Origin of the sequence: Rhizobium sp. BK251, from assembly GCF_004345245.1 — a bacterium.
Taxonomy (GTDB): Bacteria; Pseudomonadota; Alphaproteobacteria; order Rhizobiales; family Rhizobiaceae; genus Rhizobium.
In genome coordinates this window covers 302883-328940 of record NZ_SLUQ01000003.1, presented here as the reverse complement: position 1 = coordinate 328940, position 26058 = coordinate 302883, and the positions used below count along the sequence as shown (strand labels likewise).

Annotated in this window: 21 protein-coding genes and 1 pseudogene; 8 read left to right on the top strand and 14 right to left on the bottom strand. The window is 61.7% G+C overall.

All coding sequences use genetic code 11. From position 1 onward, the window contains the following. Positions 1-9: 9 nt before the first annotated feature. The 4 genes from EV286_RS08625 to EV286_RS08610 are packed head-to-tail and all read right to left on the bottom strand — an operon-like array spanning position 10 to position 2273. Positions 10-399, bottom strand: a complete 390-nt coding sequence (locus tag EV286_RS08625) for a nitrile hydratase accessory protein (protein WP_132956616.1) — start codon at positions 397-399, stop codon at positions 10-12. Beyond that, complete coding sequence (gene nthB, locus EV286_RS08620; RefSeq protein ID WP_132956615.1) at positions 368-1027, bottom strand: nitrile hydratase subunit beta; 660 nt, start codon at positions 1025-1027, stop codon at positions 368-370. The genes EV286_RS08625 and nthB overlap by 32 nt, the downstream gene beginning before the upstream one ends. Then, a complete protein-coding gene (gene nthA / locus EV286_RS08615; RefSeq protein ID WP_132956614.1) occupies positions 1024-1656 on the bottom strand; it encodes a nitrile hydratase subunit alpha in 633 nt (210 codons plus the stop codon). The genes nthB and nthA overlap by 4 nt, the downstream gene beginning before the upstream one ends. A gap of 23 nt (positions 1657-1679) precedes the next feature. Continuing rightward, the gene (locus EV286_RS08610; RefSeq protein ID WP_132956613.1) at positions 1680-2273 is read right to left on the bottom strand and encodes a LysE family translocator; all 594 of its coding nucleotides are present in this window, start codon (positions 2271-2273) and stop codon (positions 1680-1682) included. 258 nt (positions 2274-2531) lie between these two features. On the opposite strand from EV286_RS08610, the gene EV286_RS08605 reads away from it, so the two are divergent. Next, entirely contained in the window at positions 2532-3377 is an 846-nt protein-coding gene (locus EV286_RS08605; RefSeq protein ID WP_132956612.1) for an aldo/keto reductase, read from the top strand. 46 nt (positions 3378-3423) lie between these two features. Here EV286_RS08605 and ilvN read toward each other — a convergent pair whose 3' ends face one another. Continuing rightward, positions 3424-3996 (bottom strand): acetolactate synthase small subunit, encoded by a 573-nt coding sequence (ilvN, locus tag EV286_RS08600; protein ID WP_132956611.1) that lies wholly within the window; start codon positions 3994-3996, stop codon positions 3424-3426. A 16-nt stretch (positions 3997-4012) separates the two neighbouring features. Further along, complete coding sequence (locus tag EV286_RS08595; protein ID WP_132956610.1) at positions 4013-5791, bottom strand: acetolactate synthase 3 large subunit; 1779 nt, start codon at positions 5789-5791, stop codon at positions 4013-4015. A 350-nt stretch (positions 5792-6141) separates the two neighbouring features. Between EV286_RS08595 and EV286_RS08590 the strand changes: the two genes are divergently transcribed. Then, positions 6142-8208: an ATP-binding protein gene (locus EV286_RS08590; protein ID WP_132956609.1), complete on the top strand. Its 2067-nt coding sequence runs from the start codon at positions 6142-6144 to the stop codon at positions 8206-8208. Positions 8209-8314: 106 nt separating this feature from the next. Here the strand turns inward: EV286_RS08590 and miaA are convergent, their stop codons facing one another. Further along, entirely contained in the window at positions 8315-9214 is a 900-nt protein-coding gene (gene miaA / locus EV286_RS08585) for a tRNA (adenosine(37)-N6)-dimethylallyltransferase MiaA (RefSeq protein WP_132956608.1), read from the bottom strand. Between miaA and serB the strand changes: the two genes are divergently transcribed. Together serB and EV286_RS08575 are read left to right on the top strand one after the other, a co-directional pair. Then, positions 9213-10106: a phosphoserine phosphatase SerB gene (serB, locus tag EV286_RS08580; RefSeq protein WP_132956607.1), complete on the top strand. Its 894-nt coding sequence runs from the start codon at positions 9213-9215 to the stop codon at positions 10104-10106. The genes miaA and serB overlap by 2 nt on opposite strands. After that, positions 10106-10641 (top strand): annotated as a pseudogene (locus EV286_RS08575) (GNAT family N-acetyltransferase). The gene serB and the pseudogene EV286_RS08575 overlap by 1 nt, the downstream one beginning before the upstream one ends. Positions 10642-10652: 11 nt before the next feature. On the opposite strand, the gene EV286_RS08570 reads toward EV286_RS08575, so the two are convergent. The 5 genes from EV286_RS08570 to gyrA all read right to left on the bottom strand — a co-directional run bounded on the left by EV286_RS08570 (position 10653) and on the right by gyrA (position 18415). Continuing rightward, positions 10653-12461 carry a DegQ family serine endoprotease gene (locus EV286_RS08570; protein ID WP_132956606.1) on the bottom strand — a complete coding sequence of 603 codons (1809 nt, stop codon included), beginning with the start codon at positions 12459-12461 and terminating at the stop codon, positions 10653-10655. Positions 12462-12709: 248 nt separating this feature from the next. Beyond that, the gene (locus EV286_RS08565) at positions 12710-13672 is read right to left on the bottom strand and encodes a protease modulator HflC (protein ID WP_132956605.1); all 963 of its coding nucleotides are present in this window, start codon (positions 13670-13672) and stop codon (positions 12710-12712) included. Beyond that, positions 13669-14784, bottom strand: a complete 1116-nt coding sequence (hflK, locus tag EV286_RS08560) for an FtsH protease activity modulator HflK (RefSeq protein ID WP_132956604.1) — start codon at positions 14782-14784, stop codon at positions 13669-13671. The genes EV286_RS08565 and hflK overlap by 4 nt, the downstream gene beginning before the upstream one ends. A gap of 129 nt (positions 14785-14913) precedes the next feature. Then, positions 14914-15453 carry a dihydrofolate reductase gene (locus tag EV286_RS08555; protein WP_132956603.1) on the bottom strand — a complete coding sequence of 180 codons (540 nt, stop codon included), beginning with the start codon at positions 15451-15453 and terminating at the stop codon, positions 14914-14916. A 163-nt stretch (positions 15454-15616) separates the two neighbouring features. Beyond that, positions 15617-18415 carry a DNA gyrase subunit A gene (gene gyrA, locus EV286_RS08550; RefSeq protein ID WP_132956602.1) on the bottom strand — a complete coding sequence of 933 codons (2799 nt, stop codon included), beginning with the start codon at positions 18413-18415 and terminating at the stop codon, positions 15617-15619. Positions 18416-18641: 226 nt separating this feature from the next. On the opposite strand from gyrA, the gene EV286_RS08545 reads away from it, so the two are divergent. Next, positions 18642-19289, top strand: a complete 648-nt coding sequence (locus EV286_RS08545; RefSeq protein WP_132956601.1) for a MarC family protein — start codon at positions 18642-18644, stop codon at positions 19287-19289. Positions 19290-19337: 48 nt separating this feature from the next. On the opposite strand, the gene EV286_RS08540 is transcribed toward EV286_RS08545, so the two are convergent. Then, positions 19338-19865, bottom strand: coding sequence for a single-stranded DNA-binding protein (locus tag EV286_RS08540; protein ID WP_132956600.1), 528 nt, complete (start codon positions 19863-19865; stop codon positions 19338-19340). A 247-nt stretch (positions 19866-20112) separates the two neighbouring features. Here EV286_RS08540 and uvrA point away from each other — a divergent pair, with 247 nt between their 5' ends. Further along, the gene (uvrA, locus tag EV286_RS08535; protein WP_132956599.1) at positions 20113-23034 is read left to right on the top strand and encodes an excinuclease ABC subunit UvrA; all 2922 of its coding nucleotides are present in this window, start codon (positions 20113-20115) and stop codon (positions 23032-23034) included. A 25-nt stretch (positions 23035-23059) separates the two neighbouring features. After that, complete coding sequence (locus tag EV286_RS08530; protein WP_132956598.1) at positions 23060-23872, top strand: DUF72 domain-containing protein; 813 nt, start codon at positions 23060-23062, stop codon at positions 23870-23872. Here the strand turns inward: EV286_RS08530 and EV286_RS08525 are convergent, their stop codons facing one another. Further along, entirely contained in the window at positions 23873-25348 is a 1476-nt protein-coding gene (locus EV286_RS08525; RefSeq protein WP_132956597.1) for an NAD(P)H-hydrate dehydratase, read from the bottom strand. It lies immediately after the preceding gene. A gap of 343 nt (positions 25349-25691) precedes the next feature. Between EV286_RS08525 and EV286_RS08520 the strand changes: the two genes are divergently transcribed. Beyond that, a complete protein-coding gene (locus EV286_RS08520) occupies positions 25692-26030 on the top strand; it encodes a P-II family nitrogen regulator (protein WP_003539626.1) in 339 nt (112 codons plus the stop codon). Positions 26031-26058 lie beyond the last annotated feature (28 nt).

Sequence of the window (26058 nt, the reverse complement as noted above, 5' to 3'; positions counted from 1 at the left end):
GCAGTGGCATCATCGTTGCGGGTCGTTCTCAAGCAGTATGGCTTTGCCGTGCGGCGTCGCCTCCGCCGCCCGCTGCCAGCTTTCCTGAAGGCTTGTGATGTCCTCGGCTTCCGCAATGCCGTTGGCAACAAGAAGGTCGCAGAGGGCCGCGACCCAGCAATCGAAGTAATCACTGCCATCGGCCGCCCGGCCCGGCTTATGGATTTCAGCCGAAAGGCTGGTGGCCCATTCGCCCCAGGTAAAGACCCGCTTCTCGTGCAGGTGCACAGTCAGGGCGAAGGCTTCCGCCGCCCAGGGCTCCGGAAAGACCGGAGCACCGTCGTCCGCCCTCGGCAGTTCCGGTGAATCCGTGACCGAACACGGCGTTTCATGCGCGTTCAAGGTAGCTCTCCCATGCATCGATGGAGACCGTCAGGGTGGGATCTGCGCCCTCGCCCCAGATCTCGCTGCCGTCGAAGACGACCGTATACAACCACTGAGGATTTTCGCCCTTGCGATGCGCGTTGTCGTCGGGAAAGACGTAGGAGCCCTGGATTGCTTCCACCCGGCCCGACTTGGCCCGGGCATAACGCGGCAGCCTGGTATGGGTGGTGGGGTTGAAATTCTTCGTCCGCACCCGATCACCCGCCGCAAAGCGCGGTGTGGTCTCAACCGGACGGTCGCAGGGGCCGCCGCCCGCAAGAACGGAAGGCACCATCTCGGCTTTCAGCACGCGTTTCGGCGTCGTACCCTCAACCTGCCTGTGGCCCGTATTTATTTCCTCGTCCGTCACGAAGCCGTGGCGCTTCAACAGCACCTCGAGCGCCCTCGTCCATATCTCGTAATAGCTGGCGGCCAGATAGTCCGCCGGCGGGATGTTTTCGCGGGCGTGGCGGCTCTCATCGATGCTCCAGGCACCGAAGGCGCCGGAAGAAAGCGTCATGCCGAGCACGCGCTTTTCCCATTCCGCATGAAAGCAGGGTTCGTCTTTCTCTGGGGCGACCGGGCCGAAGCCCATCTGCCCGCCAAGGTCATGAGGCCCGTTCATTGCGCTTCCTCCGGACGCTTCGCGATCGAGGTTCCGATCATGGCGTCGCGGCTCACGAGCGCCGCGAGTTCATCCTCGCTCAGGCCTTCGGTGCCATCGGGCCGTTCGGGGATGACGAGATAGCGAAGCTCGGCCGTCGAATCCCATACGCGGATATTCTTGTCCTCCGCCAGCACCACGCCGAACTCGGCGAGCACGCCACGCGGATCGATGACGGCACGCGAGCGATAGGCCGGCGCCTTGTACCAGACCGGCGGCAACCCGAGAACGGACCAAGGATAGCAGGAGCAGAGTGTACAGACGACGAGATTGTGCGTTTCCGGTGTGTTGAAGACCGCGCGCATGTGCTCGCCCTGGCGCCCGGTATAGCCAAGGCTCGCTATTGCCGCCGTCGCATCCCGCTTCAGCCACTCGGCGAATTCAGGCTCGCGCCAGGCCTTCGCGACGACATGGGCCCCGTTGCGCGGACCGATCTTGGTTTCATAGGTCTCCACGATGACATCGATCGCGGCCGGGTCGATGAGCCCCTTCTCCGTCAGCAATGTCTCGAGCGCCCTCACCCGAGCCTGCATGTCGGAATAGTGATTGTCGTGGTGGTGGTCGTCGTCGTGATGATGGTTCGCTGACATTGCTGCTCCTCCACAAGGGAAAGCTATTTTAGCATCGGCCACAGGCTTAAGACCAGCAGCGTGGCCATCGTAATGTTGAACCACTTCAGCCGCGCCGGCACCGACAGCCAGTCCCGGAGCGCCGAGCCGAAACCCGCCCAGGTCGACACGCTCGGCACGTTCACGATCGCGAATGCCAGGCTGACCAGCAGAACGCTCAACAGATACAAATCCGCGTTGGTATAGGTCGCGATCGCTGTGACCGCCATCACCCACGCTTTCGGGTTGACCCACTGGAACGCCGCCGCTCCGAAAAAGGTCATTGGCTCCGCGCCGGCCTTGCCTTCGGAAAGCGACCGCGACGAGGCGATCTTCCAGGCGATCCAGACGAGATAGGCACCGCCGGCAAACTTCAGCGCAATGTAGACGGTCGGCATCGCATGAAGGAGCGCACCGAGGCCGAGGCCGACGCCGAGCAGCAGCGAAAGGAAGCCGACGCCGATGCCGAGCATATGCGGGATGGTTCGGCGGAAGCCGAAGTTCACGCCGGATGCAAAGAGCATCATATTGTTCGGGCCTGGGGTGATCGACGTCGTGAAGGCGAAAAGGATGAGAGCCAGAAAGGTGTCGAACGGCATGCAGCCTCCATTGAACCGCCCCGACGCCGCGGGCCATAGAGCGGCCGGCGCTTCTTTCCGCGGTATAGCGGCGTGCCGCCCGGAAATCCACCAAGGTATTGTCATGGTGACAGGAAGGACGAAGACCGCCGCATTCGCGATGCAACTCATCATTCGGATGAAATGATGGTAGCCTGTCGGCACCGCCGCTCCCGGCGGAACCGGATAGCCTATAATCCTTCGACATTCACTGCAGGCGACCAGGCGCAGGAGCACCAAATGCTGGATTCTATCCCCACCGTTACGCTTCCCGCAGGCAATAGCGTTCCAGCCCTCGGACAGGGTACATGGAACATGGGCGAGATTGCCGCCCGAGCGAAGGACGAGATCGCGAGCCTCCAGGCCGGGATAGACCGTGGTATGACCGTCATCGACACGGCAGAGATGTATGCCGACGGCCGTTCCGAAAAGCTCGTCGGCAAGGCGATCGACGGGCGGCGAGCCGAGGTCTTCGTCGTCAGCAAGGTCTATCCCTGGAACGCCAGCCGCAAGGGCACGATAGAGGCTTGCGAGCGCAGCCTGCAGCGAATGAGGATCGAGCGCATCGATCTCTACCTGTTGCATTGGCGCGGCAACCATCCACTCGCCGAGACCGTGGAGGCGATGGAGAGCCTGCAGCTCTCAGGCATGATCGGCGCCTGGGGTGTGTCCAACTTCGACGTTGACGACATGGAGGAACTGCTGGCGGTCCCCGGCGGCAAGAATGTTGCCGCGAACCAGGTGCTCTACAATCTCGGCCGCCGCGGCATCGAATTCGACCTGCTGCCCTGGTGCCAGGAGCGAAACATCCCGGTGATGGCCTATTCCCCGATCGAGCAAGGGCGGTTGCTGCACCATCCGGAGGTCGTCAGGATCGCCAAGGCTTATCAGGCGACGCCCGCCCAGGTAGCGCTCGCATTCCTGCTCGAACGCACGGGCGTCATCGCAATTCCGAAGAGCGCCAGCGCGCAGAGAGTCGCCGAGAACCGCGATTGCGTCTCGCTGGATATCACCGAGGAGGATTGGAAGGCGCTTGACGCGGCCTTCCCGCCGCCTGACAACAAAAAGCCGCTCGAGATGATCTGATCTCTAGCGGCTTCCGATCTCGAGCGGCCTTGGCCGCAGAACAGCCTTACATCCCCTGGGGTCCGCGGTTCATCGCGGCTATGCCGGTGCGGCAGACCTCGGCGAGCCCAAGCGGCTTCATGATTGCCACGAACTGGTCGATCTTTGACGACTTGCCGGTGATCTCGAAAATGAAGTGCTCGACAGTCGCATCCACCACCTTGGCGTGGAAGGCATCCGCGAGGCGAAGCATCTCGGCTCGTGTCTCTCCGCCCCCGGTAAGCTTCACCAGCGCCACTTCCCGCTCGATCGGCCGCTCCTGGCCGAGTTCGCGGGCGCGCACCGTCAGATCGACGACGCGGTGGACCGGAACGATGCGCTCGAGTTGCGCCTTGATCTGCTCAAGCACCTGAGGCGTGCCGCGCGTCACGATGGTTATGCGCGAAAGATGAGCCTGGTGTTCCGTCTCGGAAACCGTCAGGCTTTCGATGTTATAGCCGCGGCCGGAGAACAGCCCGATGACGCGAGCGAGCACACCCGGCTCGTTGTCGACCAGGATCGAGAGCGTATGGCTCTCGACGGCGGCCGTCTCGGGAGAGATGAAATAGGCCGAACCGGTCGGCTGAAGATGTGCGTTCATTGTCATTCTCTCCTGATCAGACCAGCTGGCGGCCCTTGGCGTCGATGGCATTCGCGACGGCTTCGTCGGTTGCCTCGTCGGGCAGCAGCATTTCGTTGTGTGCCTTGCCCGAAGGAATCATCGGGAAGCAGTTGGCGAGGTTGGCGACGCGGCAGTCGAAGATGACCGGCTTCTTGACGTCGATCATTTCCTGAATGGCGCCATCAAGCTCGTCTGGCTTTTCGCAACGCAGGCCGACCGCACCATAGGCTTCGGCCAGCTTGACGAAGTCCGGCATGGCTTCCGTATAGGAATGGGAGAGTCGGTTGCCATGCAGCAACTGCTGCCATTGGCGAACCATGCCCATGTACTGGTTGTTCATGATGAAGATCTTGATCGGCGCATCGTGCTGGATCGCCGACGACATTTCCTGGATGCACATCTGGATGGAGGCATCGCCGGCGATGTCGATGACGAGGCTCTCCGGGTGCGCGATCTGAACGCCGAGCGCAGCCGGCAGGCCGTAGCCCATCGTGCCGAGGCCGCCCGAAGTCATCCAACGGTTCGGCTGCTCGAAGCCGTAGAACTGCGCAGCCCACATCTGGTGCTGGCCGACTTCCGTCGTGATGTAGGTGTCGCGGTCCTTCGTAAGTTCATAGAGACGCTCAAGCGCATATTGCGGCATGATGACGTCCTTGCTCTTCGTGTAGGCGAAGGAGTTGCGTGCCCGCCAGCGCTCGATGTTCGCCCACCATTCGGCAAGCTGGCCCTTCTCCGGCTTCTTCGGTAACGCGCGCCACAGGCGAACCATGTCTTCCAGAACATTGCCGACGTCGCCTCGGATTCCGATGTCGACATGGACGTTCTTGTTGATCGACGACGGATCGATGTCGATGTGGATCTTCTTGGAGTTGGGCGAAAAGGCGTTCAGGCGCCCGGTGATGCGGTCGTCGAAGCGCGCGCCGATACAGATCATGACGTCACAGTCATGCATCGCCATGTTGGCTTCGTAGGAGCCGTGCATGCCCAGCATCTTCAGCCAGTTCTTGCCCGATGCAGGATAAGCACCGAGGCCCATCAGCGTCGAGGTGATGGGAAAGTTGGTGAGCTCGACGAGCTCGCGCAGCAGATTTGACGCCTCCGGCCCGGAATTGACGACGCCGCCGCCGCTGTAGATGATCGGCCGTTTCGCAGTGGCCATCAGTTCGATCGCTGCATGGATCTGGTTGATGTCGCCCTGGATCTTCGGCTGGTAGCTCTTCTGGACCGCATGGCTTTCCGGCGCCGTGTAGGTGCCCGTCGCGAACTGGACATCCTTCGGAATGTCGACCACGACCGGACCCGGACGGCCGGACTGCGCAATGCGGAAAGCCTCATGGATGACGCGTGCCAGGTCGTTCACGTCCTTGACCAGCCAGTTGTGCTTGGTGCATGGCCGCGTGATGCCGACCGTATCGCATTCCTGGAAAGCGTCGGAGCCGATCAGGCTCGTTGGAACCTGACCCGTGATGCAGACAAGCGGGACGGAATCCATCAGCGCATCCTGCAACGGCGTGACCGCGTTCGTGGCGCCGGGACCGGAGGTTACCAGCATCACGCCGACCTTCCCCGTCGACCGTGCATAACCCTCGGCGGCATGGCCTGCGCCCTGCTCGTGGCGCACGAGAATGTGCTTGATCTCTTCCTGTTGGAAGATCTCGTCGTAGATCGGCAGCACCGCTCCGCCGGGATAGCCGAAGATGTGCTCTACGCCGTTGTCCTTCAGTGCCTGGAGAACGATCTCCGCGCCTGTCATCTTGTTCTCTGTGCCCGTCATGCCTTGGTTCCGTATAGCTCTTGATTTCCGGGAAGTGAGTAAGCCCTATCGGGCATAAAAAAAGGCCCCGTTTGGAGCCTGTTGTCTAGCGCATGGGGTGGCTGTCGCCGGATGGTTACACCATCCTGCCCATGCGCTTTCCCACCACGATAAGAACGATCGAGTTTTTCATGGGCGGAATTGATAGACAGAAAATTTCGTAGCGTCAACGCGTCAAGCAATAAAAAAACGCCACCGCCGACAACTCGCTGAACTCGTGCACGTTTTGTGGGTCATTAGTATGTGTCGTAGCGGAAGGGGTTTATTAATCGATCATTCCTATCCTCACACAAGGAGCAGGGAGTAGCCCTTTGCGAAACAACGACTTGCAGACGTCGAGTAAGGCCGGCGAACAGGATCGTCGTGATAGCCTGGCGCCCGGGAACCGCTTTCTCGGCCGCGTGGTCGCGTGTAGCGGCTCGCAGGCAACGATTGCCGCCACGGCAGAATCGGGCGGTACCGACCTTACCGAGCTCTGGTCGGTGGGGCGCCTTATTTCAATCAGCGTCGGCTCCAACCGCGTCGTCGCCCTAGTCTACTCCATGAATACCGGGAGCCACGCCTGGAGCGAAGGCCAGGACAACTATTTCCGTATCGAGACCGAGCTTCTCGGCGAGGTGCGCGTTCACCCCGATGGCCGCGAGGAGTTCTCGACCGGCATTTCGCGCTATCCTCATCTCGGCGCGATCGCTCACCGCATCCGCTCGTCCGACCTTATGCGCATCTACGATGCCGGCAAGGGCAGCACGTGCGTTATCGGCCGCCTCACCCAGGACGACACCATCGACGCCGCGATCCATATCCCCTCGATGCTTTCGAAGCATTTCGCGGTCGTTGGCTCGACCGGCGTCGGCAAGTCGACAGCCGTCTCGCTTCTCCTGCACAAGGCCATCGAAGCGGATCCGAAGCTCAGGGTTCTCATCCTCGATCCGCACAACGAATTTGCCGCCGCGTTTCCCGATCATGCGGTGGTCATCGATACCGAAACGCTCGACCTGCCTTTCTGGCTGATGCGCCTCGAGGAGTTCGCCGAAGTGATCTTCCGTGGTCGCCCCCCGGTGCCCGACGAACTCGACATGCTTCGCGATCTCCTGCCCGAGGCCAAGCGCGCCTTCCGCGGCACCGACGCGCCGTTGGTGCGCCGGCAGGCGGAAAAGAGCTCGGTAACGGCCGATACCCCGGTGCCTTATCGCATGGCAGATCTTCTGGCGCTGATCGACGAGCGCATCGGACGCCTTGAAGGGCGTGGAGAAAAGCCAGTCCTCCGCTCGCTGAAGATGCGCATCGTCGCAGCGATCAACGACCCGCGCTACCATTTCATGTTCTCCAACAACACGATCAGCGACACGATCATGGAGACAGTCGCGCAGATCTTCCGAATACCTGGCGACGACCGGCCCATCTGTACCTTCCAGCTCGCCGGCATTCCCTCGGAAGTCGTCAACTCAGTCGCATCGGTGCTTTGCCGGATGGCCTTCGAGATCGGCCTGTGGAGCGAAGGCGCCATCCATATGCTTGTCGTTTGCGAGGAAGCCCACCGCTATATCCCGTCCGATACGACCCTCGGCTTCCTGCCGACGCGCCAGGCGATCGCCCGCATCGCCAAGGAAGGGCGCAAATACGGCGTTTCGCTGGGCATCATCACGCAGCGGCCGGGTGAACTCGATCAGACGATCCTGTCGCAGTGCTCGACACTGTTCGCCATGCGTCTCGCCAACGACCGCGACCAGGATATCATCCGCTCGGCGATCCCGAACTCCTCGATTTCCACGACGAGCTTCCTCTCGTCGATCGGCAACGGCGAGGCGATCGCCTTCGGTGAGGCAATCATGGTGCCGATGCGTATGCGCTTCTCTCGTGTCGAGCAGAACCGCCTGCCAAAGGCGAATGGCGTGACGGTGCGTACATCCGAGGAAGATCCCGATACCGTCGACCTGCGCACCATCGTCACGCGCATGCGCTCCGTCAGCGGTCCCGACATCTCGTCGTTCCAGCAGAGCTACCTCAGTGCATCACACAACACCCGCCCGGGCATCCTTGACGAGATCGATGAGGCGCACCCCGCCACAATGCGCGAGGAAGCCCACGTACCCCATCATGCCCCGACCCAGCCTTCGGTAGAGCCTTACCGACCGGAGATGCTGCCCGGCGCTGCGGCCACGCCTGCACCGCTGTCTCACGCGCCTCGGAACAGCACCGACGACCGCTTCGAGTCGGTGCGGCGCGAGCTCTATGGCGATGACCGATCGTTTCACCGCACACCCACGGCCCCGCAGCCGGCCCCTGCGCCGACTCCGCCAACGCGCCGCGAACCGGGCATGTCTCTCAGGGAAAGCATCCTGAAGAAGCCGCTGAGCAGCCTTTATAACAAGGATTGATGCCGCGCATCGGTGCTACGGGCTTCTATAAGCCAGTGGATCGGCAACGAGGCCAAGTGGCTAGAGCGCATGGCGAGGAGGTCAATCCACGCAGGACGGCTACCCCCTAGATTGCCGCGTACCTCTCCCAGCTTTCGTCCATCTGGTTGCGGAACCACGTCATCTGGCGCTTGGCATACTGCCGGGTCGCCGCAGCACCGTTCTCGACCACCTCTTCTCGAGCCATCCGGCCATCGAGCATGGCCGCGATCTGCGAAACGCCGATCGCCTTCATGACGGGCATCTCGGGCGAAAGGCGCAGCTCGAGCAACGCCTTCACCTCTTCCTCCGCGCCGTGGTCCAGCATCTGCTCGAAGCGCCGGTTGATGCGGTCGTGAAGCACGGTACGGTCCGGCAGGACGACGATCTTGCGTGCGCGCTCCGGATCAACGATCACTGGGCCTGCCCTGCCCTGGAAGCTCGCGATGGATTGGCCGGTCGCCTCGATCACCTCGAGGGCGCGCAGGATCCGCTGGCCGTCCTGCGGACGGAGGACGGTCGCCACCGCCGGATCGCGCTCGCCGAGCTCCGCGTGCAACCGCGCCGGTCCTTCCTCCTCCAGCCGCCGGCGAAGCCTTGCCCGGACATCGGCGGGAATCGCGGGCATATCCGAAAGTCCGCCTGTCAGCGCCGTGAAATAAAGCCCTGTTCCCCCGACGAAAACGGGAATCCGCCCTTCGGCTCGCAGCCGCTCCATCAGCGCCGAAACGTCGCGGAGCCACGCTCCGGTCGAGTAAAGCTGGGAGGCCGGCACATGACCGTAGAGATGATGAGGAATGCCGTGCATTTCCTGCTCGGATGGCCGTGCCGTCAACACACGCAGCGTGTCGTAGACCTGCATGCTATCGGCATTGACCACCACGCCGCCGGTCTCCTTCGCCAGCCTCACGGCGAGTGCGGACTTGCCGCTTGCCGTTGGCCCGGTTATCAGGATCGCATCCGTACTTTCTGCAAGGTTCTTCGCCATGGCTCTCGTTGCCACGCTTGTTGCCAATCCGTCAAATCCTGTTCTTGTCCCTGCGATAGCCGAACGGGCGGCGGAGGCTGTCAACGCGTCCGGTCTCTATTGGCTTGCCGATGGCGTCGCCTGCGATATCGCGCTGCGCGACGGCGCGGGCCTGCAGGCTGCTGAGGCCGCGATCCTCGGCGTGATCGGTCCGAGCCCCATCGATCTCGTCGTCCAGGAGCAGGAGACGCGGCGCAAGAGGCTGCTGATCGCCGACATGGACTCCACGATGATCGGTCAGGAATGCATCGATGAGCTCGCGGCGGAAGTCGGTCTCAAGGAGAAGGTCGCCGCAATCACCGCCCGCGCCATGAACGGCGAGATCGCCTTCGAACCCGCACTGCGCGAGCGCGTGGCGCTTCTGAAGGGCTTGCCTGTCTCCGTTGTCGATGAGGTCATCGCGAAGCGTATCACGCTCACGCCGGGCGGACCGGAACTGATCGCGACGATGAAGGCGAAGGGTTTCCATACCGCGCTTGTCTCGGGCGGCTTCACGGTCTTTACCAATCCGATCGGCGCCAAGCTCGGCTTTCACGAAAACCGCGCGAACATTTTGCTGGAAGAAGGTGGACTGTTGAGCGGCTTCGTCGCCGAGCCGATTCTCGGGAAGCAGGCGAAGGTCGATGCTCTCAACGACATTTCCAGACGGCTCGGCATATCGGTGGAAGAGGCCATTGCAGTCGGGGATGGAGCCAACGACCTCGGCATGTTGCACCTGGCGGGATCTGGAGTCGCTCTCCACGCCAAGCCAGCCGTCGCGGCAGAGGCCAAGATGCGCGTGAACCATGGCGACCTTACCGCCCTTCTCTACATTCAGGGATACCGCAAGACCGATTTCGTAACGGAGAGCTGATGGTCATCCTCGAAACGGATCGCCTCGTCGTTCGAAACTGGCGCACGAGCGCGTCATGGAGTTCTTTCCCATGCGCCGCAGCCGCGAGGAAGCGGATGAACTCCTCGACCGCAACCGCGGCATCATCGACGAGACCGGCCTCGGCTTGTATGCGCTCGAATTGAAGACGACTGAAGAGGCGATCGGCTTCTGCGGGCTTACCCGCACCGATCTCGAACCGCATCTGCCGGATGGCACGGTCGAGATAGGCTGGCGGCTCGCCGAGCGCTTCTGGGGACAGGGCCACGTCACCGAGGCGGCGAAAGCTCTCCTCATCCACGCCTTCGACACGCTCGGCCTCGATGAGGTTGTCTCCTTTGCCGTGACCACCAATGTTCGCTCGACCTCCGTCATGCGGCGGATTGGCATGCGGCACGACCCGGTCCGAGATTTCAATCATCCGCGCGTACCGGACAGTCACCTCGCCCTTAAGCGACACGTGCTCTACAGCATTTCGCGTTCCGAATGGCAGGCGCTTGCGTCCCGTAATAGCTGAGGGAGGCCTACCTATTCCATTGGCACCGCGACGATCCGAAGGTCGCCATTCCCCGAGGCAATCATGAGCTGCGCGTTGCGGCGCCCCTGCTGCTTCAGCTTGGCGATCCTGGACTCTACCGCGTCGGGATTCTGCATGAACTCCTGACCAACCTGCACGATAACATCGCCGGCCTTCAGGCCCCTTTCAGCCGCCGTCGAATTGGGCGTCACCTCGGTGATGACGACGCCGTCAACGCTGTCGGCAATACCGAAAGTCTTCCGCGTTTCCGCGCTCAGGAGCGACAGCGAGAGGCCGAGCACATTCTTGGCGGATTTGGCATCGGGTGCCGGCGACTGCTGGGTCTGATCCTGCTGATCCGCGCCCGGGGCCTGGTCCTGTTCGCCGGTATCCGGGGAGTCCATATCGTTGTTCTCACCGTCGTCCGGGACGATGACATCGCCGCCGTCGCCCGAGCCGCCATCAGGCGCGGAGCTGTCGAGTGCTGCCTGGTCGCTGTCCTCGAGACGTCCGAGCGTCGCCTTGACGGTCTGCTCCTTGCCGTCGCGCAGGATCACGACATCCACTTCCTTGCCGACCGGGCTTTCGGCCACGACACGCGGCAGATCGCGCATCTCGTTGACCGGCTTGCCGTCGAACCTCAGAATGACGTCGCCCGCCTTGATGGCACCGTTGTCCACCGGGCCACCCTTGATGACGCCCGCGACGAGCGCGCCGCGCGCCGTATCGAGGCCAAGGCTGTCGGCAACATCGTCGGTCACCGGCTGGATCCGGACACCGAGCCAGCCGCGCCTGGTCTCCCCATATTCCATCAGCTGCTTCACGACGTTTTCAGCAAGCTCGGACGGAACCGAGAAGCCGATGCCGATGGAGCCGCCGCTCGGCGAAATGATCGCCGTGTTGATGCCTATGACCTCGCCCTTCATGTTGAAGAGCGGACCGCCGGAATTGCCCTTGTTGATGGCCGCATCCGTCTGGATGAAATTATCGTAGGGACCGGCATTGATGTTGCGGCCGCGCGCCGAGATGATGCCGACCGTCACGGAGCCGCCGAGGCCGAAGGGATTGCCGATCGCCATCACCCAGTCGCCGATACGCATGTTGCTCGAATCGCCGAACTTCACGGCCTTGAGCGGCTGCTTGGGCTCGACCTTCAGGACCGAAAGGTCCGTCTTCGTGTCCGTCCCGATCAGCTTGGCCTTCAACTTGGTGCCGTTCGGAAAGATGGCCTCGATATCGTCGGCGCCTTCGATGACGTGGTTATTGGTGACGATGTAGCCTGCCGGATCGATGACGAAGCCCGAGCCCAGCGAATTGACGTTGTGATCGGTGCGACCGCCACCCTGCCCCTTGAAGAAGTCATTGAAGAACTCCTGGAACGGCGAACCATCGGGTATGCGCGGCGCCGGTCCCGTGTCGTCGTCCTTCACCTTCTGCGAAGTGGAGATGTTGACGACTGCGTCGAGGAGCCCGCTCGCGAGATCTGCGACAGATGCGGGCCCGCCTGCTTGCGGCACGGCAATTTGGGGAGCAGCTGGCGCCACGCTTTCGCCGATCGACGGAGCTGGACCGCTGGCCGCGGGGGGCATGGCGGCCTGGGGGGCTGCTGGCGGTACACTTCCGTCGGTCGAAGGGGCTGGCGCGCTGACTGCGGGCGGAACCGCGGCGATGCTGCCCTCAGTGCCGCTCACAGCACCATTGTTGCCGGGTTCCTGCGACTGGGCGAAGGCGGGGCCGTTCGCCGAAATGCATGCTAGAAATGCCGCGCCTGCCATCAAGGCGACTGGTCGTCTAAAAGGCGATCGTATGCTGGTGGCCATCAGGCATCCCCGTTCTTCTGAGCTTTTTGAATACAGACGGTGAGCACAAGCATACGGCGGAATGATGGAGGGCGAAATCACCTTTTCGCGAATGGGCCGTCAGTTGCTAGGCGTCCATATTTGTCCGGTGCACGCACGCCGGCTGCGTACTTCGAGCACGATCCCGAAGCCGAAAAGCGTCGGGATCGTGAGAAGGCAAGCGACGTCTAATGCCATGCCGACAATGAGGTCGGCATGGCGTCAGAATGTCAGTTTGACGGTGCAGGTGCGGGTGAAGGCGTTGCCGGGGGCACCGCGGCCGGGACGGCTGGAGCCGCGGCAGTCGGCCCGCTGCCATTCGCATTGTCGAAGTACCGGAAGAACTCCGAATTCGGCGAAAGCACCATTGTCGTGCCAGAGGTGGCCAGCGCCTGGCCGTAGGCGGCCATCGAGCGATAGAACTCGAAGAAGCTCGGGTCACGCGTAAAGGCGTCGGCAAACACGCGGTTGCGTTCCGCATCACCCTGACCACGCAGGATTTCCGATTCGCGCTGCGCGTCGGCAACGATCTCGACGACCTGACGGTCGGCAATTGCCCGCCGCCGCTGGCCTTCCTCGGTACCCTCGGCGCGAAGCAGTTCGGCCTCGGCGAGGCGCTCGGCCCGCATGCGGTTATAAGTCTGCTGCGAAACGTCCTGCGTCAGATCCGTCCGGCGAATGCGAACGTCTTCGATATCGATACCGAGATTTTCGGCGTCGCGATGGAGGTCGTCACGAACCTCCGTCATCATCGACGCGCGCTCGTTGGAAAGAGCGGCATCGAAGCCCCTCAGACCGTAGACGCGACGCAAGGATGAATCGAGACGGGTACGAAGCCGAGACTCGGCCGCCTCGCGGTCGCCGGACACGGTTTCGCGGAAGCGCCGCGCGTCGCTGATCTTGTAGATGACGAAGGCATCCACGTCATAGAACGCACCGCCGGAAACCTGCACTCGGATATTGTCGAGGTCGAAGCGCAGTTCCTGCTTTTCGACATATTGGACGCGGTCGGCATCCATGAAGGCGAAGGGCAGCTTGAAGTATATGCCGGGCTCGGTTTTGACTGACTGAATCTGACCGAAGCGTACGACGACTGCCTGCTCGCGCGCGTTCACCACGAAGACCGACGAATAGACGATCAGCAGTACGACTGCCAGACCGATGAGAATTGCGGGAAGCCTGTTGGTCATCACTTGGCCTCCTGCTGCTGGGTTGCAGGCGTCTGGCTTGACGGCCGCGCGAGCTCGTTGAGCGGTAGGTAGGGAACGACTCCCTGGCCCTGCTTCTCATCGATGATTACCTTGTTGGATCCCTTCAGAACCGACTCCATAGTCTCCAGGAACAGACGCTTACGCGTCACATCCGGCGCCTTCTTGTATTCGTCGTAGACGGAAACGAAGCGCTGTGCCTCACCTTCCGCTTCCTTGACGACGCGGTCCTTATACGCAGCAGCCGCTTCGCGGATCTGCGCGGCATCGCCTCGTGCGCCACCGAGCTTCTGGTTGGCATATTGGTTCGCTTCTTCGACAAGACGCTGCTTGTCCTGGTCAGCGCGCTGTACTTCCTCGAAGGCGTCGGCCACTTCGCGCGGCGGTGCGACATCCTCGATGGTCAGTGCATTAATGGAAATGCCGGCGCCATAACGATCCATGGTGCCCTGGATGATGGCGCGAACCTCGGTGCCGATCTGCGCGCGCGCATCACGGAAAATATCCTGTGCCGGACGACGCCCGACCACTTCGCGCATCGCGCTTTCAGAGACCTGTTGCAGCGTCTCAGCCGGATTTTCGAGATTAAAGAGGAACGCCCTTGGATCGGTGACGGTGTAGAGCACCGAGAACTGCACGTTGACGATGTTCTGGTCACCGGAAAGCATGAGACCCGTGGACGAGTTCGCAGACGCGCGCCCGCCGATGTTCTGCTGTTGCTCCGTAACCTTCACGACTTCGACCGTGTCCATGGGCCAGAAATGGAAATGCAGGCCCGGCAGCGAAACTTCCTCGCGCGGCCTGCCGAAGCGCAGTTCGACACCACGTTCGTCCGGCTGGATCGTGTAGATGCACTGGATGAGCCAGAAGATCAGGACAACGGCGCCGAGAATAAGGAAAACGCCCCCGTTGAAGCCGCCCGGTACGACACTTCGCAACCGATCCTGTCCCCGCCGGATGATTTCTTCCAGATCGGGCGGCCCCCCTTTGCCACCGCTTCCGCGCGGCCTGTTCGGTCCCTGACCCCAGGGACCCTGATTACCACCACCGCCGCCGCCCCAAGGGCCGCCGCCGCCGTTTTGATTGCTCCAAGGCATCAAGACCTCATAAACTGTTGCTATTCCCGATGCCGCACAATTCCATGGGGGCAATGGCCTAGTGCGACTGTCACCGTTATAGGTATCGGCGCTGATGCTTTCAACGCAGCGTCAAGAGCTTCGCTCGATTTATTGAAAAATAGTTGATTTTTGGCCGTCTCGGCGTCTGTAAGTGGAAAAGCGGGTCGCGTAGCTGTCCTTCTCGCCAGCAGGAACGTGCGTTTCCTCGACGGCTTCCCACGTGGCAGGATCGATGGCCGGGAAGAAAGCGTCTCCTTCGACATCCGCCTCGACGTGGGTCACCTGCAACTGATCCACCTCGTCGAGTGCCTGGCGATAGATATCGCCTCCGCCGATGATACAGATCTCATCGCTGCCATTCGCCACCGCGAGCGCCGATGCCATCTCGATGGCCTCCGCGAGCGAGGAAGCGGCGCTTACGCCTTCGGCCGAGAAATCCTTGTTGCGCGTGACGACGACATTCGGCCTTCCAGGCAATGGACGACCAATCGATTCGAAGGTCTTTCGGCCCATCACGACGGGTTTGCCGAGAGTGAGTGCCTTGAACCGCTTCAGGTCCGTCGAAAGCCGCCAGGGCAAGCCTCCCTCGCGGCCGATCACGCCATTGCGGGCAATTGCAACGACAATGGTCTTGATGATCCCCGACATGATTGTCCTTCCTCCCCGCGCCACCGTTGCAGCATTGCGCCTGCCGGCGGCGCATATCTAGTCACACCACAACCAGGGACACACCTGGGACCGCTCGATGGCCGGCATCAAAAAAGGGCAGACATCTTATCGTCCGCCCTATCTTTCAGAACCGGCGCAGCGGCTACTCTCCGGAGCTTTCCGGCGTGTCGCCCGCTCCGGCTTCGCCCTCGGCAACACCTGCCTCGGGAGTTTCTCCCTCGTCCTCATCCTCGCCGTCCGGCTCGCTAATGCGCTCGACGGAAACGACCTTTTCGTCCTTTGCCGTGGAGAAGATCGTCACGCCCTTCGTCGCACGGCTCGCGATGCGAATGCCACCGACGGGCACGCGGATAAGCTGGCCGCCATCCGAGACCAGCATGATCTGGTCGCCATCTTCGACCGGGAAGGCAGCAACCAAGAGGCCGATCTCGGCCGTCTTCGACGTATCCGTCGCACGGATGCCCTTGCCGCCGCGTCCGGAGATACGGAAGTCGTAGGAAGAAGACCGCTTGCCGAAGCCCTTTTCGGAAACCGTCAGAACGAACTGTTCCTGCGTCTTGAGCTCCTCATAGCGCTCGTCCGTCAGCTGTCCCTCCTCGGTGACCTCCTCGCCGACAAGGGCGATATCGTCCTCGTCGATGCCCGTGGCGCGGCGTTCAGCAGCCGACCGCTTGAGATAGGCGGCGCGCTCCCACGGAGCGGCATCCACATGCCCGACGATCGTCATCGAGATGATGCTGTCGCCCTCGCCCAGATTGATGCCGCGCACCCCGATCGAGTTGCGGCCGGCAAAAACACGGACGTCATCGACCGGGAAGCGGATGCACTGGCCGAGTGCAGTCGTCAGAAGCACGTCGTCGTGCTCCGTACAGGTCTCGACCGAGAGGATTTCGTCGCCCTCTTCGTCGAGCTTCATCGCAATCTTGCCGTTACGGTTGACCTGGACGAAGTCCGACAGCTTGTTGCGGCGCACCGTGCCGCGCGTCGTCGAGAACATGACGTCGAGGTTGTCCCAGCTGTCCTCGTCCTCGGGCAGCGGAAGAATGGTGGTGATGCGCTCACCAGACTCCAGCGGAAGCATGTTGATCAGCGCCTTGCCGCGCGAGGTCGGGGTGCCGATCGGCAACCGCCAGACCTTCTCCTTGTAGACGATGCCGCGCGAGGAGAAGAACAGAACCGGCGTATGGGTATTGACTACGAATAGCCGACTAACGAAATCCTCGTCGCGGGTGGTCATGCCGGAGCGGCCCTTGCCGCCGCGGCGCTGCGCGCGGTACGTCGTCAGCGGCACGCGCTTGATGTAGCCGAGATGCGACACTGTGACGACCATGTCCTCGCGCGCGATAAGGTCCTCGTCGTCCATCTCGAGGCCGCCGTCGATGATCTCCGTACGACGCGGCGTCCCGAACTCGTCTCTGACTGCCGTAAGCTCGTCCTTGACGATGGTCTGGATACGAACGCGCGAAGAAAGGATCTCAAGGTAATCCTTAATTTCCTCGCCTATCTTATTGAGTTCGTCGCCTATTTCGTCGCGACCCAGTGCGGTCAGACGCGCCAGGCGCAGTTCGAGGATGGCGCGAGCCTGTTCCTCGGAAAGATTGTAGGTCTCGTCGTCATTAATCCGGTGACGCGGATCGTCGATCAGCCGGATCAGGCTCTCGACGTCCTCCGCCGGCCACCGGCGCGTCATCAATTCCTCGCGCGCCGACTGCGGATCGGGCGCCTGGCGGATGACGCGGATGACCTCGTCGATATTCGCTACAGCAATCGCCAGACCGACGAGGACGTGAGCGCGTTCGCGCGCCTTGCGGAGCAGGAATTTTGTTCGCCGGCTAACAACTTCTTCTCTGAACGAGACAAAGGCGCGCAGCATATCGAGGAGCGTCAGCTGTTCCGGCTTGCCGCCGTTGAGCGCCACCATGTTGCAGCCGAAGGACGTCTGCAGCGGCGTGTAGCGGTAGAGCTGATTCAGGATGACTTCTGCATTGGCGTCGCGCTTCAACTCGACGACGACGCGATAGCCCTGGCGATCGGACTCGTCGCGCAGATCGGAGATGCCCTCGATGCGCTTCTCGCGCACCAGCTCGGCCATCTTTTCGATCATCGTGGCCTTGTTCACCTGGTAGGGGATCTCGGTGATGATGATCTGCTCGCGATCGCCGCGCATCGGCTCGATCGTCGCCACGCCGCGCATCATGACCGAACCGCGGCCAGTCTCGTAGGCTGCCCTGATGCCGGAACGGCCGAGGATCATCGCCCCCGTCGGAAAGTCCGGTCCGGGAATGATCTTCATCAGTTCCGGCAGCTCGATCGCGGGATCATTGATAAGCGCGATGCAGGCGTCGATGACTTCGGAGAGATTGTGCGGCGGAATGTTGGTCGCCATGCCGACCGCGATGCCGCCGGCGCCATTGACCAGGAGGTTCGGGAATTTCGCGGGAACGACGACGGGCTCCGAGAGCGTGCCGTCATAGTTGTCGCGGAAATCGACAGTTTCCTTGTCGAGATCGTCGAGCAGCGAGTGCGCGGCCTTCTGCAGGCGGCACTCCGTGTAACGTTCCGCCGCCGGCGGATCGCCGTCGACCGAGCCGAAGTTGCCCTGCCCGTCGATCAGCGGCAGGCGCAGCGACCAGTCCTGCGCCATGCGCGCCAGTGCATCGTAAATCGCGGCATTGCCGTGCGGATGGAATTTACCCATCACGTCACCGGTCACGCGGGCGCACTTCACGTATTTCTTGTTCCAGTCGATGCCGAGCTCCGACATGCCGTAGAGGATACGCCGGTGCACCGGCTTCAGCCCGTCACGCACGTCAGGGAGGGCGCGGCTCACGATCACGCTCATGGCGTAGTCGAGATACGACCGCTGCATTTCCTCCATGATGGAAATTGGCTCAATGCCTGGCGGATACTTGCCGCCGCCGGTAGGTAGTTGCTCAGTCAAGACGGATCACGATCTCTTCTAGAATCACTGCGGAATTTATAGCCCAAAGGCCCGCGCCACGCCAATTTTGGTGGGTGCTTTTAAACAGACTTTTGCGTTCTAAAGACGGCAAACGAGGCGATTCCGGGGCAGGTCCGACAACAGGCCGACTAGTTGGCCTTTGCTAAACGCGAATCCTCGCATAACAATCATCTACACGGGAATTTTCCCGTCGCCGGGAGCGATCATGGCCACATCCGACGTGTTGATCAATGCCTTCACGACCCTGCTTGTCACCATCGATCCTCCGGGCCTCGCTCCGATATTCCTCGGGCTCACTGTCGGCATGAACCGGCCGGAGCGCAGGCAGGTGGCGATCCGCGGCACGATCATCGCCTTCTTCATTCTGGCCGTCTTTGCCCTTTTCGGAGCGAGCGTGCTCGGCGTGCTCGGGATTTCGATCGGCGCCTTCCGCATCGCGGGCGGCCTGCTTCTGTTCTGGATCGCCTTCGAGATGATTTTCGAGAAGCGGCAGGACAGGAAGGAAAAGACCACCGAGGTGGCCATTACCAAGGATCACATTCAGAATATCGCGGTCTTCCCGCTGGCGCTGCCGCTCATCGCGGGTCCCGGCGCGATCTCGGCAACGATCCTGCTTTCCGGCGCGCTCTCCTCCACCCTCGAGCGGGCGCAGCTCATCGGAGTCATCGCCGTCAACCTGCTGTTGATGCTCTTTGCGCTGCTTGTCGCCGATCGCATCGACCGCTTCCTCGGCGCTACGGGCCGGGCGATCCTGACGCGCCTTCTCGGCGTCATCCTTGCGGCGCTGGCCGCGCAGTTCGTCGTAGACGGCACCAAGTCAGCGCTGAACCTGATCAGCGCGACGCCGCACTAACGCAAAACGGCGCCCGAAGGCGCCGTCTACCACAGTCTCAATAGTCGATCAGAACGGAATATCGTCGTCGAGATCGCGCGAAAAGTTACCGCCGCCGCCACCTGCGGGCGCGCCGCCACCACGGCTCGACGACGGAGCCGATGAGCCGTAGTCGTCGCCGTAACCGCCGCCGCCGAAGTCGTTGTTGCCGCGACCACCGCCGGAGCTCGCACCGCCGCCCTCGCCACGCCCATCGAGCATGGTGAGCGTCGAGTTGAAGCCCTGCAGCACGATTTCCGTCGAATAGCGGTCCTGACCCTGCTGGTCCTGCCACTTGCGGGTCTGCAGCGCGCCTTCGATGTAGAGCTTGGCGCCCTTCTTCACATATTGCTCGACGACCTTGCACAGGCCCTCGTTGAAGACGACCACAGTGTGCCACTCGGTCTTCTCGCGGCGTTCACCGGAATTGCGGTCGCGCCAGGTTTCCGAAGTGGCTATGCGCAGATTTGCGATCGGCCGGCCGTCCTGCGTGCGACGGATTTCCGGGTCCGCGCCCACGTTTCCGATCAGAATTACCTTGTTTACGCTACCAGCCATGCGAATATCCTAACTGCCGCCCTGTCCGGCGGCGCTTGCCATTTCCTGCATCTTAAACGATCGCGGCCGCCATTACCGACCTGCGGCATTTAATCCACAAGGAATTTTGTTCTTTATTTGTTCTAGTTTATCGCTATGATCGTGTCAACAGAATCGAAAACCTTACTTGACCTGAAATTTTCCGCCTCGACTCGCTGGCCCGCATCACTAAATAAGGGCTGACATCACCGGACAGAAGCTAGACAAGATGAGCGAACTGAAGACGATCTCCATTCGTGGCGCGCGTGAACACAATCTCAAGGGCATTGATCTCGACCTGCCGCGCAACAAGCTTATCGTCATGACGGGGCTTTCTGGCTCGGGCAAATCGTCGCTCGCCTTCGATACGATCTATGCCGAGGGACAGCGACGTTATGTCGAGAGCCTGTCGGCCTATGCCCGCCAGTTTCTCGAGATGATGCAGAAGCCCGATGTCGACCAGATCGACGGGCTCTCGCCGGCGATTTCCATCGAGCAGAAGACCACCTCCCGCAACCCTCGCTCGACGGTCGGTACGGTCACGGAAATCTACGACTACATGCGCCTGCTCTTCGCGCGCGTCGGCGTTCCCTATTCGCCGGCGACGGGCCTGCCGATCGAGAGCCAGACGGTGAGCCAGATGGTCGACCGCATCCTCGACTTCGAGGAAGGCACGCGGCTTTATATCCTTGCGCCGCTCGTCCGGGGCCGCAAGGGCGAATACAAGAAGGAACTGGCGGAGCTGATGAAGAAGGGCTTCCAGCGCGTCAAGGTGGACGGCCAATTCTACGAGATCGCCGACGCGCCGGCGCTGGACAAGAAGTACAAGCACGACATCGACGTGGTCGTGGACCGCATCGTCGTGCGATCCGACGTATCGGCGCGTCTGGCCGACAGCCTCGAGACCTCCCTCAAGCTTGCCGATGGGCTGGCCGTCGCGGAATTCGCCGACAAGCCGCTACCGCCGGAGGAGACTGCCGCCGGAGGTTCCGCAAACAAATCGCTCAACGAGACGCATGAGCGCGTGCTCTTCTCGGAAAAATTCGCCTGCCCTGTTTCCGGCTTCACGATCCCGGAAATCGAGCCGCGGCTTTTCTCGTTCAACAATCCCTCCGGCGCCTGCCCTTCTTGCGATGGGCTGGGATCGCTGCAGAAGATCGATGCGGACCTCATCGTGCCGGAGCCGGAGCGCACCTTGCGAGATGGTGCCGTCGCACCCTGGGCGAAGTCGACCTCCCCGTACTATAACCAGACGCTCGAGGCGCTCGGCAAGCACCACGGCTTCAAGCTCGGCAGCCGCTGGAGCGATCTTTCGGAAAAGGCGAAGGACGTCATCCTCAACGGCACAGAGGAAAAGATCGAATTCCACTATGCCGATGGCGCGCGCTCCTACACGACGCACAAGAACTTCGAAGGCATCATTCCAAATCTCGAGCGGCGTTGGAAGGAAACGGATTCTGCCTGGGCGCGCGAGGAAATCGAACGCTTCATGTCGGCAGCACCCTGCCCGGCCTGCAATGGCTTCCGCTTGAAGCCCGAGGCGCTGGCCGTGAAGATCAACAAGCTCCATATCGGCGAAGTCACCAATATGTCGATCCGCGTCGCCCGCGACTGGTTCGAGGTACTGCCGGCCAACCTCAACGCCAAGCAGAACGAAATCGCGGTGCGCATTCTCAAGGAGATCCGTGACCGCCTTCGCTTCCTGAACGACGTTGGCCTCGAGTATCTGAGCCTCTCCCGCAATTCGGGGACGCTCTCCGGCGGCGAAAGCCAGCGCATCCGGCTCGCCTCGCAGATCGGCTCGGGTCTCACCGGTGTCCTCTATGTCTTGGACGAGCCGTCGATCGGCCTGCATCAGCGGGACAATGCCCGCCTGCTTGAAACGCTGAAACATCTTCGGGACATCGGCAACACTGTGATTGTCGTGGAGCATGACGAGGACGCGATCCTGTCGGCGGACGACGTTGTCGATATCGGCCCTGCTGCCGGCGTTCACGGCGGCCAGGTCGTCGCCCACGGCACGCCGCAGGACATCATGGCCAACCCGAAATCGCTGACCGGGAAATATCTTTCGGGCGAGCTCGGTGTTCCCGTGCCCACACAACGCCGCAAGGTAAAGAAGGGCAAGGAGATCCGGGTCGTCGGCGCCCGCGGCAACAATCTCAAGAATGTTACAGCAGCCATCCCGCTCGGGGTTTTCACCGCAGTGACCGGGGTTTCAGGCGGAGGGAAATCCACCTTCCTGATCGAGACCCTCTATAAGTCCGCCGCCCGCCGCGTCATGGGCGCGCGCGAAATACCGGCAGATCACGACCGTATCGACGGCTTCGAACATATCGACAAGGTCATCGACATCGACCAGTCGCCGATCGGCCGCACTCCGCGCTCGAACCCCGCCACCTATACCGGTGCCTTCACGCCGATCCGCGACTGGTTCGCCGGCCTGCCGGAGGCGAAGGCGCGGGGCTATCAGCCTGGCCGCTTCTCGTTCAACGTCAAGGGCGGGCGCTGCGAAGCCTGCCAGGGCGACGGCGTCATCAAGATCGAGATGCACTTCCTGCCTGACGTCTATGTCACTTGCGACGTCTGCCACGGCAAACGCTACAATCGCGAGACGCTGGATGTCACCTTCAAGGGCAAGTCGATTGCCGACGTGCTCGACATGACGGTCGAGGAAGGCGTGGAGTTCTTCACTGCCGTGCCGGCCGTGCGCGACAAGCTGCAGTCGCTCTTCGATGTCGGCCTCGGCTATATCAAGGTCGGCCAGCAGGCCAACACGCTTTCGGGCGGCGAGGCGCAGCGCGTCAAGCTCGCCAAGGAACTGTCGAAGCGCTCGACGGGCCGCACTCTATACATTCTGGACGAGCCGACGACAGGCCTGCATTTTCATGACGTCGCCAAGCTTCTCGAGATGCTTCACGAACTGGTCAATCAGGGCAATTCGGTCGTCGTCATCGAGCACAATCTGGAGGTCATCAAGACGGCCGACTGGGTCCTTGATTTCGGTCCCGAGGGCGGTGACGGTGGCGGCGAGATCGTTGCGACAGGCACGCCGGAAGACGTTGTCCGCGAGCCTCGTTCCTATACCGGCCACTTTCTCAAGGAGTTGCTGGAACGGCGTCCGATGAAGCGAGTGGTGGCGGCAGAATAAGCAGGGAAATAAAACGGGAGGGGAGATGACGAAATCTGGTGAGATTCGGATCGGCGTTGGCGGCTGGACCTTCGAGCCCTGGCGCGGCCATTTCTATCCGGCCGAGCTGAAGCAGAAGGACGAGCTGCATTATGCCAGCCGCAAGCTGAAGGTCATCGAAATCAACGGGACCTACTACAGTTCGCAGAAGCCCGAGACCTTTGCCAAGTGGGGTGCGGACGTGCCGGAAGGCTTCGTCTTCTCCCTCAAGGCCAGCCGCTTCGTCACCAACCGGCGCGTATTGGCTGAAGCAGGCGAATCCATGGAGAGGTTCCTGACACAGGGCCTGACGGAGCTCGGTCCGCACCTCGGACCGATCCTCTGGCAATTCGCGCCGACGAAGAAATTCGATCCCGATGATTTCGAGGCATTCCTGAGGCTCTTGCCGGACAAGCAGGATGGCCTGCCGCTCCGGCATGTCGTCGAGGTGCGCCACGACTCGTTCAAGGTACCGGAATTCGTGGAGCTTCTTGCCAAGTACGGTGTTGCGCCGGTTTGTGCCGAGCACTTCGACTATCCGATGATAGCCGATGTTACGGCCGATTTCGTCTATGCGCGGCTGCAGAAGGGTTCGGACGACATCAAGACCTGCTATCCGCCGGACGACCTCAAATCTTGGGCGAAGCGCCTGCACACTTGGTCCGAGGGCAAGGTTCCGGACGATCTCGAGCTGGTCGATCCAAAGCGCAAGGTCACGGCCGTTCCTCGCGAGGTCTTCGCTTTCATCATCCACGAGGGCAAGGTCAACGCGCCGCACGGCGCAATCGCCCTGCAGGAGAAGGTCGACCTGCCCGGCTGATCAGAGCGCCCTGACCTCGGCCACGAGATCCTCTGCCGTCAGCCCATGCCCTGCCCGCTGCCCGGCTTCGCCATGCAGGAACACGGCCGCCGCCGCGGCTTCGAAGGCCGGCATTCCCTGTGCGAGCAGGCCGCCGGTGATGCCGGCCAGCACGTCGCCTGACCCTGCTGTCGCAAGCCAAGGCGGCGCATTGGTATTGATCAATGCTCTGCCGTCCGGCGCTGCAATAACGGTGTCTGCTCCCTTGTAGATGACGACGGCATTGGATCGGGCGGCCGCGTCCCGTGCCTTTTCCACTTTGCTCGTCCCCTCGTTGGAGGCGATATCGGGGAAGAGCCGTGCAAACTCTCCCTCATGCGGGGTAAGGACAAGCCGGCACGCACCTCCGGCAAAGGCCCCGAAAAGCTCTTCACGTGCCTCCACGAAGGAACTGATGCCATCCGCGTCGAGCACCAGGCGGCGACCGCTCAGCGACCTTACATATTGCCGCGCCGTCTCGCCGATGCCAAAACCCGGCCCGAGCACGAAGGTCTGCAGTCGATCGTCGGCAAGCCATCGCGCCAGGGCCGCCTCGTCGGCGACAGCCCGAAGCATGATCGCGGTCAGGTGGGCGGCATTAGCGGAAAGTGCGGCCTCCGGCGAAGCGATCGTCACGAGCCCAGCCCCCGCCTTCAAACCCGCTCCGGCCGCGAGCCGCGCCGCCCCAGTAGCGGTGGCACCGCCGGAGAAGACGACAAGGTGGCCGCGCTTGTATTTGTGCGTATCCATCTGCGCGGAGGGTGACGCATCACGCCATTGAAGTGGCATGTTTGCAGCTATTCCACTGCGGGCCTCGGCGCGGACAATCCTCTGCGGAATGCCGATATCCACCACCTCGATTGTGCCGCAGAGTTCGCGCCCCGGCATCAGCAGGTGGCCAGGTTTGCGGGTCATGAACGTAACGGTATGAGCTGATCGGAATGCGGCTCCAAGGGGCACGCCCGCCCTGCCGTCGAGGCCCGATGGAAGATCGACCGCCAGTACGGGCACATTCGCACTTGCAACGCGGTGGATCACTTCCGCAAGGACTGGTGGCACGGTGCGGTCGAGCCCCGCGCCGAAGATCGCATCGATAACGACATCGCCTTCGTGCGGCGCGTATTCCTCGATGGGCAGCCCCGCGATCGGGCAAAGCCCATATGCCTTCGCAGCATCGCCCTTGAGCTTTTGGGTCTCGCCGAGCCGGAAGATGGCGACCTCGGCTCCGGCGTCATCCAATGCGCGGGCAGCCACGTATCCGTCGCCGCCGTTGTTGCCGGGTCCGCAAAGTACGACAAAGCGCAACGCCTCGGGAAAGTGGCGCAGGGCCGCGGCTGCGACCGCCCATCCCGCCTTCTGCATCAGGCCGAAGGAATCGATTCCGGACGCGGCGGCGGCCGCATCGACCTTGGCCATCTCGGATGGCAGGAGAAGCAAGTCTGAAAGTGCAATTTCCATGACGCCATTGAATTCAAAAACTGCGCGAAAAACAACCACGCTCTATCCGGCAAAAAGTGCGGTGAACTTATGCAGATGAATAAATAGTAGGCATATTGAGGTGAAATTAGGCGTTCCATTCGAACGGGGAGGCCTTCAGGTCTCCGCCACTTTTTGCGCCCTCTGGCGGTTTTTGGGTCAAATTGCATTCATTTTCATGTCGGAATCCCCACGAATTGGCGCTCTATCAGCAAAATCCGAAAGATTTTCGTGAAAGTTCTGTGTCGATTGGCACGATAACTGCATTGGCTAGGGCGAGCGGGTATATTCCTGCTTTAACGGGAGAAGCGGAGAGCATTTTCTCATGAAAAAGATCGAAGCGATCATAAAGCCTTTCAAGCTTGACGAGGTGAAGGAAGCCCTTCAAGAAGTCGGCCTGCAAGGCATCACAGTTACGGAAGCAAAAGGCTTCGGTCGTCAGAAAGGTCACACGGAGCTCTACCGTGGCGCCGAATACGTCGTCGATTTCCTGCCAAAGGTGAAAGTCGAAGTCGTCCTGGCGGACGAAAATGCGGAAGCCGTCATCGACGCTATCCGCAAGGCCGCACAGACCGGGCGCATTGGCGATGGAAAGATTTTCGTCTCCAATGTGGAAGAGGTCATTCGCATCCGCACCGGTGAAACAGGCATAGACGCCATCTAACCCGCCTCGCCGCTCCGGCGAAATTCGA